Source organism: Ralstonia sp. RL (assembly GCF_001683835.1).
GTDB classification, from domain to species: domain Bacteria; phylum Pseudomonadota; class Gammaproteobacteria; order Burkholderiales; family Burkholderiaceae; genus Ralstonia; species Ralstonia mannitolilytica.
On the sequence record NZ_LWRX01000059.1, the window covers coordinates 1 to 25,705 of the forward strand.

The following is a 25,705-nucleotide window of genomic DNA, read 5'->3' on the forward strand; positions in this document are numbered from 1 at the left end:
CAAGACAAAGAAAGTAAGTCGCCCCCGGCAGGGGGTGAAACAAGGGATGCACCAGCAACGTCAAGCAATAACCGACTCAACAAATAAACCACCGCCCCATCATGACCACCCGCCAACTAAGCTGGCTAGAATCCGCCAACACCCCCGACACCCATTTCCCCCTGGAAAACCTGCCCTTCGGCATCTTCTCCACCAAGGAAAACCCGTCGCCACGCGCAGGCGTGGCCCTTGGCGATCAGGTCATCGATCTCGGCGTGCTGGATGATGCCGGCCTGCTCCCCGCAGCAACACGCGGCACGTTCCGCACCGGCAAACTCAACACCTTCATCGCACTCGGCAAGCCCGTCTGGGCAGAAACGCGCAAGAAACTGCAAGCGCTGTTCAGCGTGGCCGACACGCACGTGCGCGACAACGCCACACTGCACGCTCGCGCGCTGGTGCCGCAGGCGCACGCCGTGATGCACCTGCCCATCGACATCCCCGGCTACACCGATTTCTATTCGTCCAAGGAACACGCCACCAACGTCGGCCGCATGTTCCGAGATCCCGAGAACGCGCTGCTGCCCAACTGGCTGGAAATCCCGATCGGCTACAACGGCCGCGCCAGCTCCGTGGTGGTGAGCGGCACACCGCTGCACCGCCCGATGGGCCAGATCAAGCTGCCCGACCAGCCGCGCCCGATCTTCACGGCCTGCCGCAAGCTGGACTACGAGCTAGAGATGGCGTTTGTGGTCGGCAAGCCCAGCGTGCTCGGTGAGCCGGTTTCCGTGGACGCCGCACCGGACTACATGTTCGGCGTCGTGCTGCTCAACGACTGGAGCGCGCGCGACATCCAGCAATGGGAATACGTGCCGCTCGGCCCGTTCAACTCGAAGGGGTTCGGCACATCGATCTCGCCGTGGATCGTGACGATGGAAGCGCTGGAGCCGTTCCGCGTGGCCAATCCGGCGCAATCGCCCGAGCCGCTGGAGTACCTGCGGCAAAGCCGGCCGAACGCCTACGACATTGCGCTGGAAACCGCGCTGCGCCCGCACGGCGGCGAGCGCACCACCATTGCGCGGACGAACTTCCGCGCGATGTACTGGACGATGGCGCAGCAGCTTGCGCACCACACGGTGTCGGGCTGCAACGTGCGCGTGGGCGACCTGATGGGCTCCGGCACCATCAGCGGCACCACCCCGGATTCGTACGGCAGCCTGCTGGAGCTGACGTTCAACGGCAAGCAGCCGCTGGAACTCGGCAACGGCGTCAAACGCGCGTTCCTGGAAGACGGCGACGAAGTGATCATGACCGGCTGGTGCCAGGGCGATGGCTACCGCGTGGGCTTCGGTGAGGTGCGCGGCGAAATCCTGCCGGCGCGCGGCGCGAAGTAAGGCTGGGTTGTGCAACGGATTCACGGTCCGTTGCGCTCTGCCTGCTTGGTTTTGGCTGCGGCGCAGGCCAGCATCGCGTCACCCATCAGGTGCTGGCCGCTGGCCTTGAGTGCCTCGCCGGCGCCGGCCATGTCGCGCGTCTCCTTGTTCTGGCTCAGCTTGAGCTTGCCGTCGAGGCGCGTGATCTCGATCTCGATGCCGACGATCATCTTGAGCAGGGCATCGGTGTAGTCGGCGGGGGCGTCCGACATCTTCCACGGCGTCGGCTGCGATGCCTCGTGCGTGCGCGTCAGGCGCGCCACCACACCGCGCACAAAGCGCTCGTCGTCACGCACGGTGATGCGGCCATGGGCGTGCACCACGCGGTAGTTCCACGTCGGCACCTGCCTGTGCGCCTCGTGCTTGCTCGGGTACCACGTCGGCGAGATATACGCATCGCCCGCACGGAAGATGACGAGGACTTCATCGCCACCGGCCACGTCCTGCCACACCGGGTTGGCGCGCGCCACGTGCGCATGCAGCGTGCCGAGCGGCCCGTCCTCGGGCAGCAGCAGAAACGGAAGGTGGTTCGCATCGAGCCCGTTCCTGCCGTGCGTGACAAGCGAGCCGAACGGGTTCTGCGCGATCAGCGCATGCAGCGCTTCGGTGCGTGATTCTTCGAAGTGGGCGGGGACGTACATGGCGGCTCCGTAAAGTCCGGCGCAGCGGACGAACCCCCCATTGTGCGCGCATGCGTGGCCCCAAAACTGAGCCAACTTTGCGCGAGTGTTTAGGGCCAGCCTAATCGCGCAGCAGGTGCTTGGCGATGATGAGCTGCTGGATCTGCGTCGTGCCTTCGTACAGGCGCAGCAGGCGCACGTCGCGGTAGAAGCGCTCGGCCTTGTATTCGGCAATGTAGCCGGCGCCGCCGTGGATCTGCACCGCGCGGTCTGCCACGCGGCCCACCATCTCGGTGCAGAACATCTTCGTGCAGGAGGCCAGCATGCTCACCTCGTGGTCTTGCTTGCCGACGGGCTTGGCGTCATAGCGGCGGGCGCAGTCGCGCACCATCGACATGCCGGCATACAGCTCGGCCTGGCTGTCGGCCAGCATGGCCTGGATCAGCTGGAAATCGGCGATCGGCTGGCCGAACTGCCTGCGCTCCTTGGCATACGCCACCGCATCGGTAATGAGCCGATGCGCCATGCCGCATGCGAGCGAGGAGATATGCAGGCGCCCGCGATCGAGCACCTTCATCGCCGTCTTGAAGCCCTGCCCTGCCACGCCGCCGATGATGTTCGCCGTCGGCACGCGCACGTTGTCGAGCACCACGTCGCACGTCTTGGTGCCGCGCTGACCCATCTTCTTGTCCGGCTTGCCGAGCGTGATGCCCGGCGTGTCGGCCGGCACGATGAAGGCGGAGATGCCGCCGGCACCCTCGCCGCCAGTGCGCGCCATCAGCGTAAAGGCGCCTGCGCGCGGCGCGTTGGTGATGAAGCGTTTGGTGCCGTTGATGACATAGTGGTCGCCCTCGAGCACGGCGCGCGTCTGCAGCGATGCGGCGTCCGAGCCTGCATTCGGCTCCGTCAGCGCAAACGAGATGATGAGCTCGCCACTGGCGATGCGCGGCAGGTAGCTGGCCTTCTGCGCCTCGGTGCCGTCCATCAGGATGCCCTGCGAGCCGATGCCCACGTTGGTGCCGAACACTGACCGGAACGCCAGCGCCGTATGCCCGAGGTCGTATCCGACCTCGCATTCCTGCGCCATCGACAGGCCGATGCCGCCGTATTGCTCGGGAATGGACAGGCCGAACAGGCCCATTTCCTTCATGTCGGCAACGATGTCAGCGGGCACGTCGTCCTCTTCCTCGAGGATGTTTTCCGCCGGCATGAGCCGTTCTGCGATGAAGCGCTGCACCGATTGCTGCAGCAGGCCGAAGGATTCGTCGTCGAGCGCCATGTGGCTTGGCTCCATAGGGGTGTTGCGGGTGATGTTACCGGGCTGCGACGCTTTGACAATCCTGGCTTGCATCAACAGAATGTCGAATCGCCTTCACCAATTGCGGCCCCCACATGGACCTCAACGCGCTCAAGCTGTTCGTGGAAATCGTCGACGCGGGCAACCTGTCGGCGGCGGCGCGGCGGCTGCAGACCACGCGCTCGAACGTCAGCCACCGGCTCAAGGCATTCGAGCGCGCACTCGGGGTGCAATTGCTGCGCCGGACGACGCGCCGCGTGGAGCCCACGGAGGTCGGCGCCGGCATCTATGAGCATGGACGCAGCATCCTGCGTGAAATGGCGGCGGCCGACGCGCTGGTCTCGTCACTCGGCAAATCGCTGCAGGGCAGCGTGCGGCTGTCAGTTCCGACGGGGTTGGGGCACCTGCTGGTGTCGCCGCTGCTGGTGGCATTCAAGCGCGCCTATCCGGACATCCGCCTCGACGTGCGGTTCGACAACCGTGTATCCGACCTGATCGGCGAAGACGTCGATGTGGCGCTGCGCATCGTGTCGAACCCGCCGGAGTCGCTCGTCGCCACCCTGCTCGACGAGGTCGACTGGGTGCTGTGCGCGGCGCCCGATTACCTGGCCGCGCGCGGGGTGCCGGAAACGCTCGATGCGCTGGCCGGCCACACCATCGTCAGCGCGCCGGCCGTGGGGCAGCCGCTGCGGCTGTCGGCGCAAGCGGGGGAGGAACGCACCCTCGTCACGCTGGACCCGGGCGTCTCGTCAGACAACTACCTGTTCCTGCAAGCGGCCGCGCGCGCCGGCAACGGGCTGGGCATCCTGCCTTACTACGCCGCGGCCGACGATTTGCGCGACGGGCACGTCAAGCGCGTCTTGCCCGGCTATCGGTTCAGCGTCTTCGGCAGCCGCCTGTACATGCTGGCGATGCCGAGCCGGTATCGGACGCTGGCGACGCGGCATTTGCTGGATTTCCTCAAGGAGGGGCTGCAGGGCAAGCTGCCGCGGCTGCCCCAGAAGGCGCGTGCCTGATCAGGCCTCCAGCGGCATCAGCCCCGGCAACTGCGCAAAGCAGATCGCCTTGGCCGTCTCGATGAAGTCCTGCGCAAACGGCGCCTGCGCGTAGTCGCGCGTCATGGCGGCGTAGAGATCGCTCCACAGGCCATCCTTGCCGACACGCTTGGCGATCACGTATTCGTAATCGACGTAGTTCTTGATGCCCCAGCTCGGCAGCGCGGCCAGCCCGCGGCGGCTCGCGACGAGCTGCAGCACGGCAATCGTGAGTTCCGCCGTGCGGCGGTTGAACGCAATGCCGGCAGGCGTCAGGACCTGCCGGATCAGATCGATACGCTCTTCCGGCACGGGATACGTGATGAGCGTCTGGTCGGCAAAGTCCTTCGCCTCCATCCATTTCCTGTTGCGCAGCGGGTGGTCGACCGGCAGCACGGCCAGGATCTCGAAGCGGAACAGCGGCGCGAACACCACGCCCCGGCGCATCTTGGCATCGGAGCCGATGACCACGTCGGCGCGGCCGTCCTTGAGCAGCGCCAGCGGATCCGTATGGAAGCCGGAGACGAGATCCATCTCCACCTCGGGCCAGCGCTGGCGGAAGGCGTCCATCACAGGCATCAGCCAGTCGAAGCACGTGTGGCATTCCAGCGCGATACGCAGCGTGCCGGCCGCCCGGCCCTTGATGCGCTCGAGGTCGCGCTCGGCGGTCTGGATGTCGGCGACGACCTTTTGCGCGAGTTCGAGCAGGCGCTCGCCGGCTTCGGTCAGCTCGACCGTCTGGCCCTTGCGGCGCACGACCGGCAGCCCGTAGTGCGATTCCAGCGCGCGCAACTGGTGCGACAGCGCCGATTGCGTCAGATGCAGCCGCTCGGCTGCGCGCGACACAGAGCCGCCATCGGCCAGGGCGATCAGCGTGCGGAGGTGACGGATTTCGAGCATGTTCCGAGGCGCCTCAAAATATGAATCTTATTCAAAGATACCGAAAATAATATCATTTGATTCATGATCGAGGGTCGCCCATCATCGCAGGACTGCAACACATTGCCTCTCTGTGCGATCAACATGACGACCATCCACACCCTCGGCTACCCGCGCATCGGCGCGGAACGCGAACTGAAATTCGCGCTTGAATCGTTCTGGAAAGGCGCTTCGTCCGAAGACGACCTGCGCGCCACCGGCCGTGCGCTGCGTGAGCGCCACTGGGCTGCCCAGCGCGACGCCGGCCTCGACTACGTGACCGTGGGCGATTTCGCCTGGTACGACCAGGTGCTGCAGACGGCGGCCCTGCTGGGCGCCCTTCCCACGCGCTATGGCTTTGACGCGGCACAGCTGACGCTGGCGCAATCGTTCGTGCTTGCACGCGGCAATGCCGACCACGCGGCCATGGAAATGACCAAGTGGTTCGATACCAACTACCACTACCTCGTGCCGGAACTCACGCCCGACCTGCTTGATCGGCAATGGGGCCCCGGCACCGAATGGCTGTTCGACGAAGTGCGTGAGGCGCAGGCCGCCGGCCATCGCGTGAAGGTCGCGCTGATCGGCCCGGTGACGTTCCTGCATCTGGCCAAGGCGCGCAATGGCCTGACCGACAAGCTCGCGCTGCTGCCGCAACTGCTGCAGGCCTACACGGCCGTGCTCAAGCGCCTGGCCGCACTGAACGTGGAGTGGGTGCAGATCGACGAACCCGCGCTCGTGCTGGACCTGCCGAATGCCTGGGTGGAAGCGTTTGGCCCGGCATACCAGGCGCTGGCCGCCGCCCATGGCCCCAAGCTGCTGCTCGCCACGTACTTCGAAGCCGCTTCGCATCATGCTGCGCTCATCAAGTCGCTGCCCGTGGCCGGCGTGCACCTGGACCTCGTGCGTGCACCGGAACAGTTGGGCAGCTTCGCGCCGTGGCCCGCCGACAAGATCCTGTCGGTGGGCGTGGTGGACGGCCGCAACATCTGGCGTACCGACCTCGCACGCGTGCTCGAGCGCCTGACGCCGCTGGCCGAAGCGTTTGGCGATCGCCTGTGGATTGCCCCGAGCTGCTCGCTGCTGCACGTGCCGGTCGACCTGTCGGCCGAAACCAAGCTCGACGACGAGCTCAAGGGCTGGCTCGCCTTTGCGCGCCAGAAGCTGGATGAACTGGCGGTGCTCAAGCGCGCCCTGGTTGAAGGGCCCGCGGCCGTGCAGACGGCGCTCGACGAGAACCGCGCCGCCATCGCCTCGCGTGCCCAATCGCGCCGCGTGCACAACGCCGGCGTCAAGAAGCGCGTGGCCGCCATCCGCCCCGAAGATGCCGAGCGCGGCGCACCCTACCCGGCTCGCGCTCAAGCCCAGCAGGCCCGCCTGAAGCTGCCGCTGCTGCCCACCACCACGATCGGCTCGTTCCCGCAGACGCCGGAGATCCGCCACGCACGCGCGCAACACAAGCGCGGCGAACTGCCCGCCCTGGACTACCTCGAACGCATGCGCGCCGAGATTGCCGACGTCGTGCGCCGCCAGGAAGCGCTGGGGCTCGACATGCTCGTGCACGGCGAAGCCGAGCGCAACGACATGGTCGAGTACTTCGGCGAGCTCCTCTGGGGCTACGCCTTCACAGCCAACGGCTGGGTGCAGAGCTACGGCTCGCGCTGCGTGAAGCCACCCGTCATCTATGGCGACGTCTATCGCCCCGAGCCGATGACGGTCGAATGGAGCAAGTATGCGCAAAGCCTCACGGCCAAACCGATGAAGGGCATGCTGACCGGCCCGGTGACGATGCTGCAATGGTCGTTCGTGCGCGACGACCAGCCGCGCGAGCAGACCGCGCTGCAGATCGCGCTGGCCCTGCGCGACGAGGTGTGCGACCTTGAAGCCGCCGGCATTGCCGCCATCCAGATCGACGAGCCGGCCTTCCGCGAAGGGCTGCCGCTGCGCGCATCGGATGTGCCGGGCTACCTGGAATGGGCGGCGCGCGCGTTCCGCGTCTCAGCCTCGGGCGTGCGCAACGACACGCAGATCCACACGCACATGTGCTACTCGGAGTTCAACGACATCCTGCCGGCCATCGCGTCGATGGATGCCGACGTGATCACCATCGAAACGTCGCGCTCGAACATGGAGCTGCTCGACGCGTTTGGCGAGTTTGCGTACCCGAACGAGATCGGCCCCGGCGTGTACGACATTCACTCGCCCCGCGTGCCGCGTGTGGAAGAAATGGAAGCGTTGCTCGACAAAGCCGCCCAGGTTGTGCCGGTGCAACGCCTGTGGGTCAACCCAGACTGCGGCCTGAAGACGCGCGGTTGGCCGGAAGTGGAAGCGGCACTGCAAGGCATGGTGGAAGCCACGCGCCGCTTGCGCGCCAAGCATGCCAATGTGCTGCATGCCGGCAGCAGGGCCGACCAGGGCGAAACCGCTACGGCCTGAACGTCAGCAAGGCTCAAAAAAAAGCGCCAACCGGCTTGCGCCGGTTGGCGTTTTGCCTTGTGCACTCACTCACATGGGAGGCTCTGCTCGGCCATGCCGGCCCGCGCCACCCGCAAAGCGCGCGGCGCCCGCAACGCCTTCGGCAAACACGACCGGTACGCCGCGCACGCCCTCCTGCCGCAATGCGTCGGCCAGCGGCAGATCCCATTGCGCATATACCGATGCCCGGTCGGCCAACATGCACTGCTGCGGAAAGGCGGCGATGTCCCGCGCGAGCTGTTGGGCGGCAGCGAGCGCGCCCCCGGGCTCGACCACTCGATTGGCGAGACCCATGGCCAGCGCTTCATCGGCAGACACGGCGCGGCCGGTCAGGATCATGTCCAACGCTCGGCCCATGCCGATGATGCGCGGCAAGCGCACCGTACCGCCGTCGATAAGGGGCACACCCCAGCGGCGGCAGAACACGCCGAATACGGCGTCGCGCTCCATGACGCGCAGGTCGGCCAACAGCGCAAGTTCCAGCCCGCCCGCCACGGCATAGCCGCTTACCGCAGCGATGAGCGGCTTGGACAGCGCCATGCGCGAAGGGCCCATCGGGCCGGGCATGCCGCCGTCAGGATCGAGATGATTGCGTCTGGAGGGGTCACCGACGGCCGTCAGGTCGGCGCCGGCACAGAAGTGGCCGCCAGTGCCGCCAAGCACGGCAACGCGCAACGCGTCATCGGCTTCGAAACGCTCGAACGCATTGAGCAGCGCGGCAGCGGTCGGCCCGTCCACCGCGTTGCGGCATTCGGGCCGGTTGAGCAGGATGGTGCAGACCGGGCCATCGGTCTGGAAGAGCACGGCATCGGGCATGGGCGGTCTCCGCAGCGCGGTACGTTGGCAGACCGCCCGATGCTACACCTAGCGCGGGCCATGCTCCGACGCGGCCTCCGCCCGGTTCCCGTGATGGCGCACGCCGCGGAACTTGTGCAAGGCCCACTCTTTAAAGTCGTCCACCTTCTCGAACACCACCGGCACCACGAGCAGGCTCAGCAGCGTGGAAGTCAGCAGACCGCCGATCACCGCCACGGCCATCGGTGCGCGGAAGCCGGCATCGCCTTCCAAGCCGAGCGCCATCGGCACCATGCCCGCCGTCATGGCCACCGTGGTCATGACGATAGGGCGGGCGCGCTTGTGGCAGGCGTCGATGATCGCCTCGGTGCGCGACATGCCGAGATCGCGCCGCGCAACGATGGCGTATTCGACCAGCAGGATCGAGTTCTTGGTGACGATGCCCATCAGCATCAGCAAGCCGATCAACGCCGGCAACGACAAGCTGAAACCGAACAGCGCCAAGAGCCCGAACGCTCCGCCCACCGACAGCGGCAGCGCCGCCAGGATCGTCACCGGCTGCGTGAAGTCGTGGAACAGCAGCACCAGCACCGCATACACGCACAGCACGCCGGCAAACATGGCGAGGAAGAAGCTGCCGAACAGCTCCTGCATGCCCTCGACATCGCCGGCGGCAATGCGGTGCACGCCTGCGGGCAGGTTCTTGATGGAGGGCAGCGCCTCCACGGCCTCGTTGGTGTCGCCGAGCGCGCGCCCCTCCAGCCCCACGTTGATGGTGACATTGCGGCTGCGGTCGTAGCGGTCGATCTGCGCGGGGCCGCTGGCGATGGAAATGTCGGCGATGTTCTCCAGCGGCACCGCGCCGTTGCGCCCCGGCACGCGCAACTGCCGGATCGTATCGATCTGGTTGCGCGCCTTCGGGTCGAGCTCCACGCGGATGTACACCTGCCGCTCTGGCAGGTTCAGCTTGGGCAGGTTGACGTCGTAGTCGCCGGCGGTGGCCACGCGCACGGCCTGGCCAATCGCCGCGGCGGTCACGCCTTGCTGTGCCGCGCGCGCAAAGTCGGGGCGGATGACGATTTCGGGCCGCAGCAGGCTCGCGGATGAGGTGACGGCACCCAGCCCCGGCACGGTGCGCAAGTCGCGCATGACATCGCGCGCGGCCCGCTGCAGCGTGACCGGGTCGTCGCCGGCCAGCACGACCTGCAGCTGTTCGCCGGAACCGACCGCGCCGAATGAGATACGCACGCCGGGTACGCCCTCGAGCATCTCGCGCAGCTGGCGCTGCACGTCCTGCTGCCTGATGTGGCGCTCGTGCCGGTCCGTCAGCGAGATCGTCAGCGTGCCGGTGCGGACTTCGCCGCCGCTCGAGCCCGGCACACCGGCCATCACGCCGGAGCCGATGGCGGTGTACACGCGTCGCACTTCCTTGTGCTGCATGATGATCCTGCGTACGCGTTCGGTGTTGTCGCGCGTTTGCGCGATGGTGCTGCCGGGCGGGCTTTCGACCGTCATCTGCAGCTGCGCCCAGTCTTCGGGCGGCAGGAACGTCGCTGGAATCAGCCCGATGATGGCGACCGACACGACGAAGAACGCCGCCGCCATGCCGCCCGTCTTCCACGGGTGGACGAGGCACCAGCGCGCCGCGCGCAGATAGCGCGTCATGATCCAGCTATCGCGGTTCGGCTCGGCCTGCGGCTTGAGCAGGTAGGCGGCCATCATCGGGGTGAGCAGCCGCGCCACCAGCAGCGAGGCCAGCACCGCCAGCGACGCCGTCCATCCGAACTGCTTGAAGAATTTGCCCGAGATGCCGCCCATGAAGGCCGTCGGCAGGAACACCGCCACCAGCGTGAGCGAGGTCGCAATCACCGCCAGGCCGATTTCCTGCGCCGCCTCCATGGCCGCTTCGAGGGGCTTCTTGCCGTTGCGCAGGTGGCGCACGATGTTTTCGACCTCCACGATGGCATCGTCGACCAGAATGCCGACGACCAGCGTCAGCGCGAGCAGCGTGATGCCGTTGAGCGTGAAGCCCAGCATGTCCATGGCGGCGAACGTCGGGATGATCGACAGCGGCAGCGCCACCGCCGACACGAACGTCGCGCGCCAGTCGCGCAGGAACAGCCACACCACCAGCACGGCCAGGATGGCGCCTTCGTACAGCGCGTGCATCGATGCGGTGTACGCATCGGACACCGGCTTGACCATGTTGTAGACCTCAGTCACCTGCACGTTGGGGCGTTCGGCCTGCAGCCGGGCCAGTGCGTCGCGTACGCCCTTGGCGACCGAGATCTCGCTCGCGCCGCGCGAGCGGAACACCTGGAAGCTCACCACCGGCTTGCCGTCGAGCAGGGCCATCTGGCGCGGCTCGGCGGCGGTGTCGCGCACGTCGGCCACATCCGAGAGGCGAATGCGCCGGCCGTCGGACAGCGGGATGTCCATCTGCGCGAGCTCGCGGGCGCTCTTCACAGTGCCCAGCGTGCGCACGGCCTGCTCCTGCCCGCCGATGTTGCCGCGCCCACCCGGCGCCTCCTGCTGCATGCCGCGCACCTGCGTGCTGACCTCGGCGGCCGTCACGTTCAGGGCCTGCAGGCGCACGGGGTCGAGCTGTACGCGCACTTCGCGGTCCACGCCGCCCTGGCGCGTGACCTTCGCCACGCCATGCACCGACAGCAGGCGCTTGTTGACCGTGTTGTCGACGAACCAGGAGAGGTCTTCCGGGTCCATGTCCGGCGCATTCACGGCGTAGGTCAGCACGGGCAGGCTGGCAAACGTCACCCGCGAGATGACGGGTTCCTGCACGTCGGACGGCAACTGCGCGCGGATGCGGCTCACCGCATCGCGCACGTCGTTCACGGCCTCCTGCACATCCTTTTCGAGCTGGAACTCGACCATCGTGGTCGAGCTGCCATCGTTGATGGTCGAAGTGATGTGCTTGATGGCGCCGATGCTGGCGATGCTGTCCTCGATCTTGCGCGTGACCTCGGTCTCCATCTGCGTGGGCGTGGCGCCCGGCAGCGTGGCCGTGACCGACACGGCTGGGAAGTCGATGTCCGGAAAATTCTGGATCGACAGCATCTTGAACGACACCAGCCCCGCCACCGTGATCAGGATGAACAGCAGGATCGACGGAATCGGCTTGCGGATCGCCCACGCGGAAAAGTTCATCGCCGGGCTCCTGCGGGCGCCGATGCCGCGGACGCCGCAGCACTGGCGTCCGCCACACGCACCGTGTCGCCATCGCTCAGGAAGGCGGCGCCTGCGGCCACCACGCCATCGTTCGGCCCAATGCCCTGCACGATCTCGACCTGCCCGTCCTGGCGGCGGCCCACCGTCACCTTGGTCTGGCGGACGCGGTTTTGTGCAACAAGCGCCATCACGTAGTCGTAGCCGTCGCGCGAGAACACGGCCGACTCCGGCAGCGTCGCAGCCGGCGCGTCGCCCAGCAGCACGTCGCCCGACAGGTACATGCCGGCCTTGACGCCAGACGCCGCGGCCTGCGCGGGCAGGTCGACGTAGACGAGGCCATTGCGCGTGCTGGCATCCACCGTGGGCGCAACCTGGCGCACACGCCCCTCGACCACACCGCCGTCCATGCGGCGCAGCCGCACGGCCTGGCCGGGCTGGATGCGCGGCAGCACCTCGCCATGCATCTCGGCGCGCCATTCGAGGCGGTTCTTGCGGATCAGCTTGAACAGTTCCGTACCCGACGACACCACCGCGCCCACGGTGGCAGAGCGCGCGCTGATCACGCCATCGTCGGGCGCCACCACGCGCGTGTAACGCAGGCGCAGTTGCTGGCTGTCGAACTGCGCGCGTGCGGCAGCCAGCTTGGCGGCCGCCGTCTTGGCCTGCGTGTCGTACTGGATCAGATCCTGCTGGCTGATGGCGCCGCTCTTGTCGAGCTCATGCGCACGGCGCGCCTCACCGGCCGCCTGTGCGGCCGACGCTTCGGCCTCGACGAGCGTGGCGCGTTGCGCGGCCACATCGGCGCGCACGGTCTCATCCGACAGGTGAGCGAGCAACTGGCCCTGCTTGACCACATCCCCGACGTTGACGAGCACTTCGGCCAGCTTCAGCCCGTTGACCTCGGCGCCGACACTGGCCTCCTGCCACGGTTGGACCGCCCCGCTGGCCGTGGCGATACGTGGCCACACGCGCTGCACCAGATGCACCACGTTGACGGCCAGCGCGGGCTTGGCGGCCTGCTGCTTGTTCTGGTGCTGCGCCGCGGGCTTTCCGCATGCCGCCAGCATGCTGGCCAGCACCATGGCGAGGCCGGCCATCCAAACACGTTGTCCTGTCATGAAGCGTTTCCGGTGGGCGCGCCGCCCTGTGCGGCAGACGCGGGAGCATGAGTGGAATCCGGTAGCGCGCCGGCGACGTCGTCTTCGCGCCAGCCGCCGCCCACGGCCTTGTAGAGCGCGACCCACGCCTGCGCGCGCTCAAGCCTGACGGCCGCCAGCGATTGCGAAGCCTGCAACGCCATGCGGCGCACATCCTCCAGCTGCAGCAGGCTGCCCGCGCCCAGCCGATAGCGGGCATTGGCGGCCTCGAGCACCTTCGCGTATTGCGCATCGGCCTTCGTGGCGGCATCGAGGCGGCGCTCGGCGGCATCCAGGCGCACCAGCGCGTCTTCCACTTCCTGCACCGCCTGGCGGACCTTGGCGCGGTAGCTTGCCAGCGCCTGGTCGTAGCGGGCACGGGCGGTTTCGACGCGCGCGGCGCCGGCACCGCCATCAAAGATGGGCAGCGACACCGACGGCCCGAACGACCACGATTTCGTCGTCACCGACTGGCCGCTGAAGCGAAAGGAATTGATGCCGATGGAACCGGCCAGCGTGATCGACGGCAACCGGCTGGCGACCGCCACGCCAATGTCTGCGCTGGCACCGGCCAGCGCGCGCTCGGCGGACGACACATCGGGCCGTTGCGACAGCACCCGCGCCGGCACCTCCGGCACGCCGGCATCGGGCGGGGCGGGAATCTGCGCACCGGCCTGGGCGAGCAGGCCGTTCAACGTGTCGTGGTCGACGCCAGTCAGGGTGACGAGCTTGTCGATACCCTGGGCGCATTGCGCGCGCTGCGCTTCCAGGGCGTTGATGGCATCGCCCACGGTGGCTTGCGCCTGTGCGTGATCGGCGGGGGTGACGAAGCCCGCGTGAAATTTCCGCTCGGTGAGTTGCAGCGTCTCCTGCCGTGAAGCGAGCGTCGCAGCGCCGATCTCGACGAGCGCCTCGCACTCGCGCTGCTGAAGGTAGGTGTTGGCGACTTCTGCGGCAAGCGATACGCGCGCGTCGTGCCAATCTGCCTCGGCCGCGCTCAAGCGAGCGTCTGCGCCTTCCAGGCTGCGCTGCTTGCCGCCAAAGAGGTCGATCTCCCAGGAGGCGTCGGACTGGGCGGCCAGCGTCGTGATGGTGCCCAGGCCGGGCGTCGGCCCGAGCGTGCCGGCGGGCACCCCGCCAAAGCCGGACGCCCCGCCAAACTGGCTGCTGCCAAACCCGCCCTGACGCGTTGCCGAGCCGGTGCCTTTGAGCTGCGGCAACAGTGCCGCCTGGCTGCTTGAAACGCTTGCCCGCGCCTCGCGCACGCGACCGACCGCCTGGGCCAGCGTCGGGCTCGTCGCGTCGGCCTGCTCGACGAGCCGGGTCAGCACCGGATCGCGAAACTGCTCCCACCAGCGCGCCAGCGCCATACGGCTGCCGTGGTGCGGCAGCGTGGCGTGCCAGCCTTGCGGAGCTTCGGTGCCGCCGAGTTGCGGCGCACGGTAATCGGGCCCGACCGCGCAGGCGGCCAGCGCGAGCGCCGCCAGCAGCGCGGCATATCGCACCCGCCCGCCGTGCGCTGGGCGGCCGGCGCATCGACCTGTCGTCATGGAGAAAGTGTCCTTCGGGAACGCAGCCGGAATTATGCCCAGTCAAGCGTTCGCAAGACACCTGCGCCGCGACGGCGGCCGTTCAACCGCAGGTAAGGGTCAGGCGATGCTCAGAAAGACGCACATGCCCGTCAGATGTAGCCGAGCAGCACCAGGATGATCACGATGACGACGATCAGACCGAGCCCGCCCGTGGGCCCGTAGCCCCAGCCGCGGCTGTACGGCCAGGACGGCAGCGCGCCGATCAGCAGCAGGATCAGAACAATGATGAGGATGGTACCCAGCATGATGCCTCCTGATTTCGTGTTGGTATGCCGTCACCCGGGGGCGAGCGACGGTCTTGTTCGTCACCTAGCACGCCTCGTTCCCATTGCCGGCTGCCTGGCCTGGCGCAGAAAATTGCTGGCGGTTAATTGCATGCACCATGCATCGCGCGGCTTATGATCCGGCCGTTCTGATCAAGGGGTTGCGTATGTCTTCCATTTCGATGGAGTCGCCGGCTTCGCTCGGCTGGATCGGGGCCGGCCGCCTCGCTCGCGCCGTTGCCGCCCGGGCGCGCGACGCTGGGGCGCAGACCGTTGCGGTGGCCAGCCGTACTCCTGCCCATGCGGCATGGCTGGCACAAGCCACCGGCGCCGCCGCGCTCGACGCCCAAGGGGTGGCCGATGCGGCGGACTGGGTCTTCATCACCGTGCCGGATGACGCGATCGCCACCGTGGCGCAACGCGTCCGCTGGCGCCCCGGGCAGCTCGTCATCCACTGCAGTGGCGCTGGCGAGCGCGAGCTGCTTGCCGCCGCGCGACGTGCCGGGGCCGACACCGCCAGCTTTCATCCGCTGTTTCTCTTTGCCGGCCTGCCGGATGATGCCGAGCGGCTGGGGGGCGCCTCCGTCGCCATCGACGCCGACGCTCCACACGACGCCGCGCTCGCCGGCTTTGCGCAGCGCCTCGGCTGCACGCCGCTGAAGGTGCGCGCCGGCCAGCGTGCGCTGTACCACGCCGGGGCCAACTACGCCGCCAGCTTTCTGCTGTGCGCGCTGCACGAAGCGGCGACGTTGTGGGAAGCGGCGGGCATCGATCGCGACGCCGCAGTGGCCGCCATGTGGCCGCTGGTGGACGGCACATTGGCCGCGGCCCGCGCACGCGGCTTGGCGGGCGCGCTGTCAGGCCCCGTCTCTCGAGGCGACGGCGGCGTCATCGACAAACACCTGCACGCGCTCGATACGCTGGGCGCGGATCACGCTGCCCTGTATACGGCGCTCACCCGGCGCGCGCTCGCGTTGGCGGCAGAACGCGGTGCACCGCCTGCCGACGTGCTGGCGAGTCTCGCGCGGCGCCTCGATCCGCCGCAATAACTGCATCGGCGTCATTGGGATTGGGCCGCAGGCATGCACCAATCCAGGGCCTTGCTTACAATCGGCACCCTGCCTCGACGCCCCGCCCTACCATGTCCTCCACACCGTCCTCGTCTGCCACCCCGCACGCTGAACGCCGCTCGACCGGCGCGCTGATCCTCCTGGTGATCGGCCTGGTGCTGGTGGGCGTGAACCTGCGGCCGGCGCTGTCGAGCCTGTCGCCGGTGCTCAAGCAGGTGACGGCCGGCACGGGGCTGTCGGGCGCCACGGCGGGTCTGCTGACGACGCTGCCGGTGCTGTGCCTGGGACTCTTCGCGCCGGCCGCAGCGGTGCTCGCGCGGCGCTTCGGTGCGGAACGTGCCGTTGGCGGCCTGCTCGTCGCACTGGCAGCGGGCATTGCGTTGCGCAGCGCGGGGGGTGTCGCGCCGCTCTTCATCGGCACGCTGGCGGCAGGCGCGTGCATCGGCGTGACCGGCATTCTGCTGCCGGGCATCGTCAAACGCGATTTCGGCCGCCAGGCCGACCTGATGACCGGCGTCTATACGATGGCGCTGTGCTTCGGTGCGGCCGTTGCCGCCGGCGCGACGGCGCCGCTGTCGGCATGGCTTGGCGGCTGGCAGCCGGCGCTCGCGTTCTGGGCGCTGCCCGCGTTGCTGGCTTTCATCGGCTGGTGGCCGCACATGCGGCATGCGCATGGCAAGCACGCCGCCACGCGCCTCGAACGCGTCTCGCTGTGGAACAAGCCGATTGCCTGGCAGGTGACGCTGCACATGGGTCTGCAATCGTCGCTCGCGTACTGCGTGTTCGGATGGCTGCCCGTGATCCTGCAGGACCGGGGGCTGTCTGCGGTGCAATCAGGCGTTGTGGTGGCGGTGTCGATCCTGATGCAGCTCATCACCGCGCTGGGCGGCCCGTTCGTAGCGCGGCTCGGCCGCGACCAGCGCCCGGCCGTGCTGCTGATGATGCTGATGTGCTGGGCGGGCCTGCTCGGCTGCCTCTATGCGCCGCTGTCCACGCTGTGGTGGTGGGCGGTGCTGCTGGGCCTCGGTCAGGGCGGCAACTTCAGCGTGGCGCTTTCATTGATCGTGCTGCGCTCGGCCGATGCGCGCGTGGCAGCCAGCCTGTCGGCCATGACGCAGGGCATCGGCTATACGATGGCGGCAGCCGGCCCGTACCTCATGGGTGTGCTGCACGACCTGACCGGCAACTGGGCCGTGATGGGCTGGCTGTTCAGCGCGATTGCGCTGGCGTCCATCGTGGCGGGCATGCTGGCCGGACGCAACCGCACGCTGCACGCCGAGCGGTCCAGCTAGCGCTTGCCGGCGCGGAAACAGCCGGCTTCGTGGTCGTCCACCATGCCCGTGGCCTGCATGAAGGCATAGCAGATGGTAGGGCCGACAAACTTGAAGCCGCGCGCCACCAGCGCCTTGCTCATCGCCTTGGAGACATCGGTGGCGGCGGGGGCGTCGCGGTAGCTGTCCCAGCGGTTGACGATGGTCTTGCCATCGACGAATGCCCACAGGAACGCATCGAGCGAACCCGCTTCTTCCTGCAGCTCCAGCACCTTGCGCGCGTTGACGACGGCGCCTTCCACCTTGGCCCGGTTGCGGACGATGCCCGGGTCTGCCAGCAGCTTCTCGATGCGCGCGGGCGTGAAACGCGCGACGCGCGCCGGGTCAAACCCCTCGAACACTTCCTGGTAGCGCGCCCGCTTGCGCAGAATGGTCTGCCACGACAACCCGGCCTGGGCGCCTTCGAGCACGAGCATCTCGTAGAGGTGACGATCATCGTGCGAAGGTGAGCCCCATTCAGTGTCGTGGTACTCGATCATCAGCGGGTCTTCGCCAACCCAGCAGCAACGCGCCATCTCTTGTCTCCTAGATCCAGCCGGACCTGCGCAGCTTGCGATACAGCCACACGCAGGCGGCGGCCGTACATGCCAGCACGATCGGGTAGCCGGCGGGGTGCTCCAGCTCCGGCATGCCCTTGAAGTTCATGCCGTAGTTGCTGAACACCACGGTCGGGATGGCAAGGATAGCGCCCCACCCCGCCAGCCGCTTGACGATGTCGTTCTGCGTGACCGACACCAGCGCGACGTTCACGGAGATGGCCGTGGTCAGCATTTCGCGGATCACGTCGAGCGCGCCCACCACGCGGTGTGCATGGTCGGCAATGTCACGGAAGTAGGCGCGCAATTCCTTCGGGACCACCTCTTCGTGCAGGCGGATGAGTTGCCCGGCGATGTCTTCCACCGGCAGCGCGGCGTTGCGCAGCCGCAGGAGCTGGCGCTTGAGCGTATAAAGCCGCTCGATGGCCCCGCGGTCGAACGTATCGCCAAAGATCTGGCTTTCGATCTGCTCGAACTCGTCCTGCATGCGATGCAGCACGGGCTGATAGTTGTCGACCACGAAGTCCATCACTGCATACAGCGCAAACGGCGCGCCCTTGGCGAGCAGTTGCGGCGTGCGTTCGCAGCGCTCGCGCACCGGTGAATACGACGCCGACGGTCCATGCCGCACCGAGACAAGAAAATCGCGCCCGACAAACAGGTGCGTCTCGCCAAAGACGACGTTGCCGTCGTCCATCTGCGCGGTGTTGAGCACGATGAACAGCGTGTCGCCGTACGTTTCGAGCTTGGGGCGCTGGTGCGCGTTGCGGGCGTCCTCAATGGCGAGGTCGTGCAGGCCGAACTCTTCCTGCACGCGCTTGAGCATCGCGTCGTCCGGCTCGTGCAGGCCGAGCCAGACAAACGAGCCCGGCGTGTGCAGGACGTCGCTGATGGCTTCGACGGAAAGATCGCGCTCGCGCTTGCCGTTGCGGTACAGCGCGCTGTTGATCACCATGGACATGGTTGTCTCCGGGCGCATTCTGCGCGCGTTATCGGTCTTCTGGCTGACTGGCGGTCTTGGAAGCGGACGTGCCCGGCAGCAAGGGCACCTCTGCGATGCGCGCTTCGATCTGCGCCAGCGCTTCGGACAGCGCGTGGACGAGATCGTCGGGCAGCCCGTCGAGCGTGGCATTGATGAAGGCGATGCGTCGCGGCATGCAGTCGAGCACGACGGCCAGACCGGCGTCGGACAGAGATACGTTGGTCAGGCGGTTGTCGCGGGCATCGGTGGTGCGTTCGATCCAGCCGAGCTGCTCGAGCACCTTGAGCTGGCGCGTCAGCGCGCCGGGGTCCATCTGCAGGCGCTCGGCCAGCTGCTTCTGGGCCATGCCGCCACCGGTGTGGTCGTGCAGCGCGAGCAGGATGCGCCAGCGCGGCATCGGCTGGCCGACATGCGCCTCGAAAGCGGCCATGAAGGCGCGGTAGGTCCGGCCAAACTGGTGCATGACGGCGAAGCGTTCGCGTTCAGAGGTCATGGATCAAGCGTGAAAGTGCTGAAACCCCGCATGCTAACCGCTGTCGGCCGGTGTGGCGTACTCGGGCTAGTCTGTGTGTTGCACCGGTTCGACGTGATGGAGCACCACCGGCGGCACGCGCCGTACCCGCCACAGGCCCACGAGCGCCGCCACCGTGGCTGCCACAAGGCCGATGTGGATGGCGCCCACCAGCACGTGGCGCGCAGCCTCGAGCAGCGCCGCACCATCGTGGCCGGCGGCATGCAGGTGCGCAAGCAGGGCGGCCTGCGCCTCCTGATCGATGAGGATCTCCGGGTCGGCCAACGGGCGCAGCCAGTGCGTTGCGTTGTCGGCGCTCAGCGCATCGCGAACGCCGGCGGCATAGCGTTCGGTCACCAGCGTGCCGACCAGCGCCGTCCCGACCATCCCGCCGACCATGCGAAGCGATTGCAGCAGCGCGGTCGCGATACCCAGGTGTGCGCGCCCCGCCGTCTGCTGCGCAAACACGGTGAGGTTGGGCAGCACGAAGCCGAGGCCCAGCCCCGCCAGCAGCATCAGCAGCGTAAGCACCGCGTGCGGCATGTCCCTCGAGGACAGCGACATGCCGGCCAACGCCGCGGTCAACAACGCGAAGCCGGCATACAGCATGGCATTCGGCTTAGGGATGCGCGTGACGATGCGCCCGTTGATGATGCTGCCCAGCGTGATGCAGACGACCAGCGGCGTAATCACCAGCCCGGCCTCCTGCGGCGACATGCCGAAGCCGCCCTGGAACAGCAGCGGCGCATAGAAGAGCACCGCGAACATCGAAAACCCCGACAGCAGTGCGAGCACGAACAGCGCAGCGAGCGCGGGATTGCGCACCATGTCGGACGGCAGCAGCGGCTGCTCGGCACGCTGCTCCCACCACCACAGCCCCGCAAAAGCCGCGGCCGACAACGCCAGCCAGCCCAGCATCGGCAATGACAGGCCGTGCCGCGGCAACCACTCGACGAACAGCTGCAGCGCGCCGAGCGCCACCGTAATCAGCAGTGCGCCTTGCCAATCCAGCCGGACGCGCCCGGTGTGCGCGTTCTGGCGCAGATGCGGCAAGAAGCGCCACGCAAACCACAGCCCCAGCACACCAAACGGAATGTTGACGTAGAACACCGAGCGCCAGCCGAACGCCTGCGTCATCCATCCGCCCAGCGTCGGGCCGATGGCGTTGGCAATGCCGAACGACGCACTGAGCATGACCTGCCAGCGCAATCGTACGCGCGCATCGGGAAAGAGGTCCGGGATACAGGCGTAGGCCGTGCCAACGAGCATGCCGCCACCCACGCCTTGCAGCGCCCGCGACCACACCAGGAACGACATGCTGCCCGCCATGCCGCACATGACCGACGCCAGCGTGAAGACCACGATCGATGCGATGACGAAAGGCTTGCGCCCGTAGAAATCCCCCAGCCGCCCGAAGATCGGCACCGTCACCACGGAGGTGAGCAGGTACGACGTGGCCACCCACGCATACAGTTCAAACCCCTTCAGTTCCGCCACCACCGTCGGCAGGGCGGTGCCGACCACGGTCTGGTCGAACGCCACCAGAACGACAACAAAGCAGATGCCGATCATCGCCAGCAGCGATTCCTTGAACGGCAGGACCTGGGTATGCGAGTGCGGGAGCGCGGTATGGACGGCCATGGCAGCAGGGGCAGGATACAAATGATGCATCAACGATTGCTTCGTCAATCAATAGTGTAGCGAAATTGCGTTTCGCCTGCTGGCCGTTGATCGGGGTGAAACAAGAGTCCGCTGCAAAAGCGTATGTGAAGCGGGTCGTATTCCCGCGCACGCATCAGCCAAATCCTGACTGGTACGACGAACGGCGCCCCTTTCGTCCACGCAGTACTGCGAAAGTCCCACCCTCCGGACGCCTGTTCTCGCGCATATCCAATGAGACTGCGTCTGTTACCAAACGCTCACCATTTGAAATGAGATAGACCGGTATAGTTATTTCGCGGCTGCACTCGCAAGCGGCGTCGGCGTATGTCAGTCGCCCACCCCGGCGGAGGCAGCCCATCATCGGTTGAAGGCAGGTCGCACGGCTTGATTGCCAATCGCCCCGCGCACGGCGGGCCCGTGCACGCACGTTTCCGTTTGCATTTTTCCCAGGTGAGCTCATGAAAACCGCAGCGCTGATCGCAATGACTTGTGTTGTACTCACTGCCTGTGGCGGCGGTGACGACTCCTCAACGGCTTCGACCGGCCCGAACACGGGAACGGGCACGGGCACTGGAAATGGACCGGGTACAGGCTCGGGCTCCAACGGCGGGAGCACGCTGACGCTGCGCTATGAAGCCCTGTCGCCCGCTGCAGATGCGGCGAGTTTCCTGGCGCTCCTGAACAGCGAAGGCGCAAAAGGCTTCCGCTACCTGAGCGATCGGTTCAACGCATCGGGGACCACGACGACTTCGGTCTTCGTCAACGACGGCACCGCGCAAACGTACACGTACGAACTGGCTGGCGCACAGAGCAGCGCGTCGGCCTTCCTCGCGCAGGCCAATGCGGAGGGCGCGCGCGGCTATCGCTTTGAAGGTCCGCTGACGTATGGAAACCTGTATCGCAAGGACGGTGGGTCGTCTGCGACCTATACCTACGCTGCCCTGGCCTGGCCAGCAAGCCAGGCCGCGTTCCTCACGCAGGCCAACGGGCAAGGACACTCGGGCTACTGGCTGGTCGGCCCGATCATGCTGGGCTCGGGGAGCACGAGCCTGTACATGAAGGACAATGCCTCGAACGCGACCTACACCTACCATGCGTTGACGCTGCCGGCAACGTCGAGCGATTTCATTGCGCAGGCGAACAGCGAAGGTGCCAATGGCTACCGTGCCAAGGGGGCGCTGGGGTTCGGCACCGACTCCGCGTGGGTCTACGTCAAGGATCAGACGCAATCGTCCTCGTTCACGTACCAGCCGGCGACCATGCAGACGGCGAGCGCAGCGTACATCCAGCAACTGAACGACCTTGGCGCGCAAAGCAACGCATACCTTGGGGACCTCATGATCGGCACGTCGGCGTCCTACTACTTCAAGGCCAGCAACTGCAGTGGGTTCCTCTGCACAACGCTGAATCCGCTGACGCAGAACTGAAGGCTAGCCTGGACGCGCTATCGGATTGGCCACGCAGCGGACGGCGAGCCACTACGGCAACGCCATCATCGGATGCGACTGCCGAGTATTGAAGAATCGTCCGTATGCGCCAACGAAGGAAATGACATGGTCTTCTGCGCGCGCGGACTGGAAATATGGAACAACGCTCGCACACGCGGCGCGAAGGCATCAGGAGCGCATAACGTTTCCAGTTTTTATTCGTTCCCCGCACGATGGGCTTCTTCGACAATGGCTGCCTCCAAAACCATGGGCTGCATGCAATGTCCGCTCGTTCTGCTGGGTTCCGTTTTTTTTCAGCCGCGGTGGCTGCCGCCTCACTGCTGGTGGCCGCTACGGCCCATGCCGATGCCACGCTCGACAAGATCCAGCAGCGCAAGAAGCTGGTGGTGGGCGTCGTGCTGTCAGGCGGCCCGTTTGGCTCCATCGACCCCGCCACGCAGCGGGCGACCGGCTTCAACGTTGACCTCGCACAGGCGCTGGGGCGCGGGCTGGGCGTCGAAGTCGAGACCGTGCAGGTGCAGCCGTCCAACCGCGTGCAGTTTCTGCAGCAGGGGCGCGTCGATGTGCTCGTGGCATCGATGGAACTGAATGCGGAACGCGCGGAACTTCTGGCGCACGTGCCGACGCCCTACTACCGCGTGGGTGGCGTGGCGCTCGTCCCTAAAGACAGCCCCGTGCACCAGTGGAGCGACCTCAAGGGCAAGGACGTGTGCCTGTCGCAAGGCAGCAGCTACACCAAGCCGCTGGCCGCCGACATCGGCGCCACGCCCAAGGGCTTCAAGAGCCCCGCCGAATCGCTCCTGGCCCTGCGCGGCAACAACTGCGCCGCGGCCGTACACGACGCTACGCTGCTGCAGCCGCTGCCGCGCACCAACCCGGAATGGAAGGACTACCGCGTCGTCGGCCCCGACCTCATTCCCGCGCCCACCGTCATCTGGGCACGCAAGGGCGAGAACGACACGGTGGCCGCGCTCGATCGCATCGTGCAGGGCTGGCACCGCACCGGCTGGCTGATCGAAACCGAGAAGAAGCATGGCATCCAGCCGCCCTCGCCCGCGCTGGTGGAGTGGCATGACAAGCTGCGCGCCAATCGCAGCTGACCGAGGATCTGCCGTTGACCGACGACCTGCTTCTGCGCGCGATTGCGCTGGTCCGCCACACCGGCCTCGACTACGGGTTCCTGGCTGAAGCCTACGAGCGCAACTCGCTCCTGCAGGGTGCGAAGACGTCGCTGCTGGTGATGTTGAGCACCGTGGTGCTGAGCCTTGTCTTTGGCGTGGGGCTGGCACGCCTGCTGGTGTCGCCGCACAGGCGTGTGACGCGGCTTGCGCAGGGCTTTGTCGAACTCACGCGCAACACGCCCACGCTGGTGCAGTTGTGCTGCGCGTTCCTGGTCGTCAACACGCTCATCACGCAGGCGTTGGCGCAGTGGCAGTTGACCAATCCGCTCACGCCGTTCTTCTGGGCGGTAACGCTGCTCTCGCTGCACAAGGCAGCCTTCCACGCAGAAGCACTGCGCGCCGGCATCGAAGCCGTGCCGCCCGCCATGCTCGAAGCCGCCGCGTCGCTCGGCTTCAGCGCGCGGGAACGGCTGTGGCGCGTGCAGCTTCCGCTGGCGTTTCGCGCCGCACTGCCCTCGCTGATGAACAACACGGTGGAGCTGGTGAAAGCGTCATCGCTGGCATCGGCCATCGCGGTGGGCGACCTCACCTACAGCGCGCTGATGATCTGGACGCAACGTGACAACGTGCTCGAATGCATGGTGCTGTTGCTGCTGTTCTACGGCGTGGTCACCTATGCCGTGCACGCCATCGGGCTGTGGCTGGAACGGCGCCTGCGCATGCCGGGTTACGGCACAGCCGGCCAGGCCAAGGCCATCGCAGGAGCCGCGCATGCCTGAGAGCCTGTTTGCGACCTTGCTGCACTGGTCACCCGCCCTGCTGCGCGGACTGAGCATCAACATCGGCATCAGCGTGCTGGCGGTTGGCCTCGGTTCGCTGGCGGGGCTTGCGGTGGGCGCGCTGCATCTGTCGCCCGCACGCGGCTGGCAACGCGTGGCCGGGACCTACGTTGTGGCCTTTCGCAATGCGCCGTGGCTTGTGCTGGTCTACGGGATTGCGTATGCCGTGCCATTCGAGGTTGTCGTGCGCGGCCATGTCGTGCCGTTTCCCGACTGGTTCAAGGTGACGCTGGCGCTCGCGTTGCCCGCCAGCGCACACGTGGCCGAGATCTTCCGGGGCGCGGTGCTCTCCATTCCGTCCACGCAATGGGAGGCAGCCGCATCGCTCGCCTTCACGCGCCGCGACATCCTCTGGCGCATCGTGCTGCCGCAATGCGTGCGCCGCATGCTGCCCTCGTGGATGAACCTGTATGCGGTCATCACCATGGGCACGGCAATGGCGTCGCTGGTGGGCGTTCACGACCTGCTCGACACCGCGCAGATCGCGAGCAACACCGTCAACCGCACGCCGTTTACGGTGCTGACGTATTTCACCGTGCTCGCCCTGTTCTTCGTTTACTGCTACCCCATTTCGCGCCTGACCCGGCGCCTGGAGCGCGCCCATGTCGTCGCCTGATCTCCTGCCTCTCGACGCGTCGCCCGATGCCTACGCCGCCGGGCCACTGGTCGCATTGCGCGACGTGCACCTGAGCTTCGGCACCACGCACGTCCTGCGCGGTATCGATCTCGATGTTCGGCGAGGCCAGGCCGTGTCCATCATCGGCCCGTCGGGGTCGGGCAAGTCGACGCTCCTGCGCTGCATCAGCGGATTGCTGCGCCCACAGCGCGGCAGCATCGCGGTGGATGGCATTCGCGTTGACCAGCTTGCCACGGAAGCCGAAACGACTGCCCTGCGCAAGCGCATTGGTTTCGTGTTCCAGCAGTACAACCTGTTTCCGCATCTGAGCGTGCTGGACAACCTCACCGCAGCGCCCGTGCGCGTGCTCGGCCGCAGCCGCCAGGAGGCGGAGTCCGACGCGCACGCGCTGCTCAGCAAGGTGGGCCTGGCCGACAAGGCCCGCGCCTACCCTGGCCAGCTCTCCGGCGGCCAGCAGCAGCGCGTGGCGATTGCGCGTGCGTTGGCGATGCGCCCGGAGCTGATCCTGTTTGATGAAGTCACGTCCGCGCTCGACCCCGAAACCGTGGGCGAAGTGCTCAACGTGATCGAAGCGCTGGTAGACGATGGGCTCACCTGCGTGCTCGTCACGCACGAGATGGCCTTCGCGCGCGCGATCAGTGATGAGGTGGTATTCACAGAACACGGCGTGGTGGTGGAGCGCGGGCCTGCGGCACAGTTGTTCGCGTCCCCGGCCAGCGGACGCACGCGTGCGTTCCTGCGGCGTGCGCTGTCCGGGCATGCCGGTGCAGCGCCGGCCCCGCACGCACCGTGGCACGCCGCCTTCAGCAGCGCGGCGTTTGCGGTCTGACCGCCTGAAAC

22 protein-coding genes are annotated in these 25,705 nt (G+C 67.0%); 10 read left to right on the forward strand and 12 right to left on the reverse strand.

The window, feature by feature from the left end:
* The first annotated feature begins 101 nt into the window (after positions 1-101).
* A complete protein-coding gene (gene fahA / locus A6M56_RS06270; protein WP_102079313.1) occupies positions 102-1,373 on the forward strand; it encodes a fumarylacetoacetase in 1,272 nt (423 codons plus the stop codon).
* A 20-nt stretch (positions 1,374-1,393) separates the two neighbouring features.
* Here fahA and A6M56_RS06275 read toward each other — a convergent pair whose 3' ends face one another.
* Together A6M56_RS06275 and A6M56_RS06280 are read right to left on the reverse strand one after the other, a co-directional pair.
* Positions 1,394-2,053, reverse strand: a complete 660-nt coding sequence (locus A6M56_RS06275; RefSeq protein WP_102079312.1) for an FMN-binding negative transcriptional regulator — start codon at positions 2,051-2,053, stop codon at positions 1,394-1,396.
* Between the two features lie 100 nt (positions 2,054-2,153).
* On the reverse strand, positions 2,154-3,311 hold the full coding sequence (locus tag A6M56_RS06280; protein WP_102079311.1) for an acyl-CoA dehydrogenase family protein: 1,158 nt from the start codon (positions 3,309-3,311) through the stop codon (positions 2,154-2,156).
* 113 nt (positions 3,312-3,424) lie between these two features.
* Between A6M56_RS06280 and A6M56_RS06285 the strand changes: the two genes are divergently transcribed.
* Positions 3,425-4,345, forward strand: a complete 921-nt coding sequence (locus A6M56_RS06285; protein ID WP_102079310.1) for a LysR family transcriptional regulator — start codon at positions 3,425-3,427, stop codon at positions 4,343-4,345.
* On the opposite strand, the gene A6M56_RS06290 is transcribed toward A6M56_RS06285, so the two are convergent.
* Complete coding sequence (locus A6M56_RS06290; RefSeq protein WP_062738166.1) at positions 4,346-5,263, reverse strand: LysR family transcriptional regulator; 918 nt, start codon at positions 5,261-5,263, stop codon at positions 4,346-4,348. It abuts the gene before it with no gap.
* Positions 5,264-5,386: 123 nt separating this feature from the next.
* Here A6M56_RS06290 and metE point away from each other — a divergent pair, with 123 nt between their 5' ends.
* Entirely contained in the window at positions 5,387-7,717 is a 2,331-nt protein-coding gene (metE, locus tag A6M56_RS06295; RefSeq protein ID WP_102079309.1) for a 5-methyltetrahydropteroyltriglutamate--homocysteine S-methyltransferase, read from the forward strand.
* A gap of 69 nt (positions 7,718-7,786) precedes the next feature.
* Here the strand turns inward: metE and A6M56_RS06300 are convergent, their stop codons facing one another.
* The 5 genes from A6M56_RS06300 to A6M56_RS06320 form a co-directional block, all read right to left on the reverse strand.
* Positions 7,787-8,572, reverse strand: a complete 786-nt coding sequence (locus tag A6M56_RS06300; RefSeq protein WP_045218443.1) for a crotonase/enoyl-CoA hydratase family protein — start codon at positions 8,570-8,572, stop codon at positions 7,787-7,789.
* Between the two features lie 48 nt (positions 8,573-8,620).
* Positions 8,621-11,716: an efflux RND transporter permease subunit gene (locus A6M56_RS06305; protein ID WP_102079308.1), complete on the reverse strand. Its 3,096-nt coding sequence runs from the start codon at positions 11,714-11,716 to the stop codon at positions 8,621-8,623.
* Positions 11,713-12,855, reverse strand: a complete 1,143-nt coding sequence (locus tag A6M56_RS06310; RefSeq protein ID WP_102079307.1) for an efflux RND transporter periplasmic adaptor subunit — start codon at positions 12,853-12,855, stop codon at positions 11,713-11,715. Before A6M56_RS06310 ends, A6M56_RS06305 begins: the two co-directional genes overlap by 4 nt.
* Positions 12,852-14,423: an efflux transporter outer membrane subunit gene (locus A6M56_RS06315; protein ID WP_102079306.1), complete on the reverse strand. Its 1,572-nt coding sequence runs from the start codon at positions 14,421-14,423 to the stop codon at positions 12,852-12,854. Before A6M56_RS06315 ends, A6M56_RS06310 begins: the two co-directional genes overlap by 4 nt.
* Before the next feature lie 131 nt (positions 14,424-14,554).
* Positions 14,555-14,710 (reverse strand): DUF3309 family protein, encoded by a 156-nt coding sequence (locus A6M56_RS06320; protein ID WP_045218452.1) that lies wholly within the window; start codon positions 14,708-14,710, stop codon positions 14,555-14,557.
* A 185-nt stretch (positions 14,711-14,895) separates the two neighbouring features.
* Between A6M56_RS06320 and A6M56_RS06325 the strand changes: the two genes are divergently transcribed.
* Both A6M56_RS06325 and A6M56_RS06330 read left to right on the forward strand, forming a co-directional pair.
* Positions 14,896-15,777 (forward strand): Rossmann-like and DUF2520 domain-containing protein, encoded by an 882-nt coding sequence (locus tag A6M56_RS06325; RefSeq protein ID WP_102079467.1) that lies wholly within the window; start codon positions 14,896-14,898, stop codon positions 15,775-15,777.
* A 92-nt stretch (positions 15,778-15,869) separates the two neighbouring features.
* Positions 15,870-17,090 carry a CynX/NimT family MFS transporter gene (locus A6M56_RS06330; protein ID WP_102079305.1) on the forward strand — a complete coding sequence of 407 codons (1,221 nt, stop codon included), beginning with the start codon at positions 15,870-15,872 and terminating at the stop codon, positions 17,088-17,090.
* Here the strand turns inward: A6M56_RS06330 and A6M56_RS06335 are convergent.
* The 4 genes from A6M56_RS06335 to A6M56_RS06350 form a co-directional block, all read right to left on the reverse strand.
* Positions 17,087-17,644: a DNA-3-methyladenine glycosylase I gene (locus A6M56_RS06335; RefSeq protein ID WP_045218456.1), complete on the reverse strand. Its 558-nt coding sequence runs from the start codon at positions 17,642-17,644 to the stop codon at positions 17,087-17,089. The two genes, A6M56_RS06330 and A6M56_RS06335, sit on opposite strands and share 4 nt — an antisense overlap.
* Before the next feature lie 10 nt (positions 17,645-17,654).
* Complete coding sequence (locus A6M56_RS06340) at positions 17,655-18,626, reverse strand: magnesium and cobalt transport protein CorA (protein ID WP_045218460.1); 972 nt, start codon at positions 18,624-18,626, stop codon at positions 17,655-17,657.
* Between the two features lie 28 nt (positions 18,627-18,654).
* Positions 18,655-19,140, reverse strand: a complete 486-nt coding sequence (locus A6M56_RS06345) for a MarR family winged helix-turn-helix transcriptional regulator (protein WP_045218462.1) — start codon at positions 19,138-19,140, stop codon at positions 18,655-18,657.
* A 66-nt stretch (positions 19,141-19,206) separates the two neighbouring features.
* The gene (locus A6M56_RS06350) at positions 19,207-20,799 is read right to left on the reverse strand and encodes an MFS transporter (protein ID WP_102079304.1); all 1,593 of its coding nucleotides are present in this window, start codon (positions 20,797-20,799) and stop codon (positions 19,207-19,209) included.
* Positions 20,800-21,278: 479 nt separating this feature from the next.
* On the opposite strand from A6M56_RS06350, the gene A6M56_RS06355 reads away from it, so the two are divergent.
* The 5 genes from A6M56_RS06355 to A6M56_RS06375 all read left to right on the forward strand — a co-directional run bounded on the left by A6M56_RS06355 (position 21,279) and on the right by A6M56_RS06375 (position 25,694).
* The gene (locus A6M56_RS06355) at positions 21,279-22,247 is read left to right on the forward strand and encodes a hypothetical protein (protein WP_102079303.1); all 969 of its coding nucleotides are present in this window, start codon (positions 21,279-21,281) and stop codon (positions 22,245-22,247) included.
* A 281-nt stretch (positions 22,248-22,528) separates the two neighbouring features.
* On the forward strand, positions 22,529-23,368 hold the full coding sequence (locus tag A6M56_RS06360; RefSeq protein ID WP_062738266.1) for a transporter substrate-binding domain-containing protein: 840 nt from the start codon (positions 22,529-22,531) through the stop codon (positions 23,366-23,368).
* Positions 23,369-23,382: 14 nt separating this feature from the next.
* Complete coding sequence (locus A6M56_RS06365; protein WP_045218467.1) at positions 23,383-24,168, forward strand: amino acid ABC transporter permease; 786 nt, start codon at positions 23,383-23,385, stop codon at positions 24,166-24,168.
* On the forward strand, positions 24,161-24,844 hold the full coding sequence (locus A6M56_RS06370; RefSeq protein ID WP_102079302.1) for an amino acid ABC transporter permease: 684 nt from the start codon (positions 24,161-24,163) through the stop codon (positions 24,842-24,844). The genes A6M56_RS06365 and A6M56_RS06370 overlap by 8 nt, the downstream gene beginning before the upstream one ends.
* Positions 24,831-25,694, forward strand: coding sequence for an amino acid ABC transporter ATP-binding protein (locus A6M56_RS06375; RefSeq protein ID WP_045218471.1), 864 nt, complete (start codon positions 24,831-24,833; stop codon positions 25,692-25,694). Before A6M56_RS06370 ends, A6M56_RS06375 begins: the two co-directional genes overlap by 14 nt.
* The last annotated feature ends 11 nt before the right edge of the window (positions 25,695-25,705 follow it).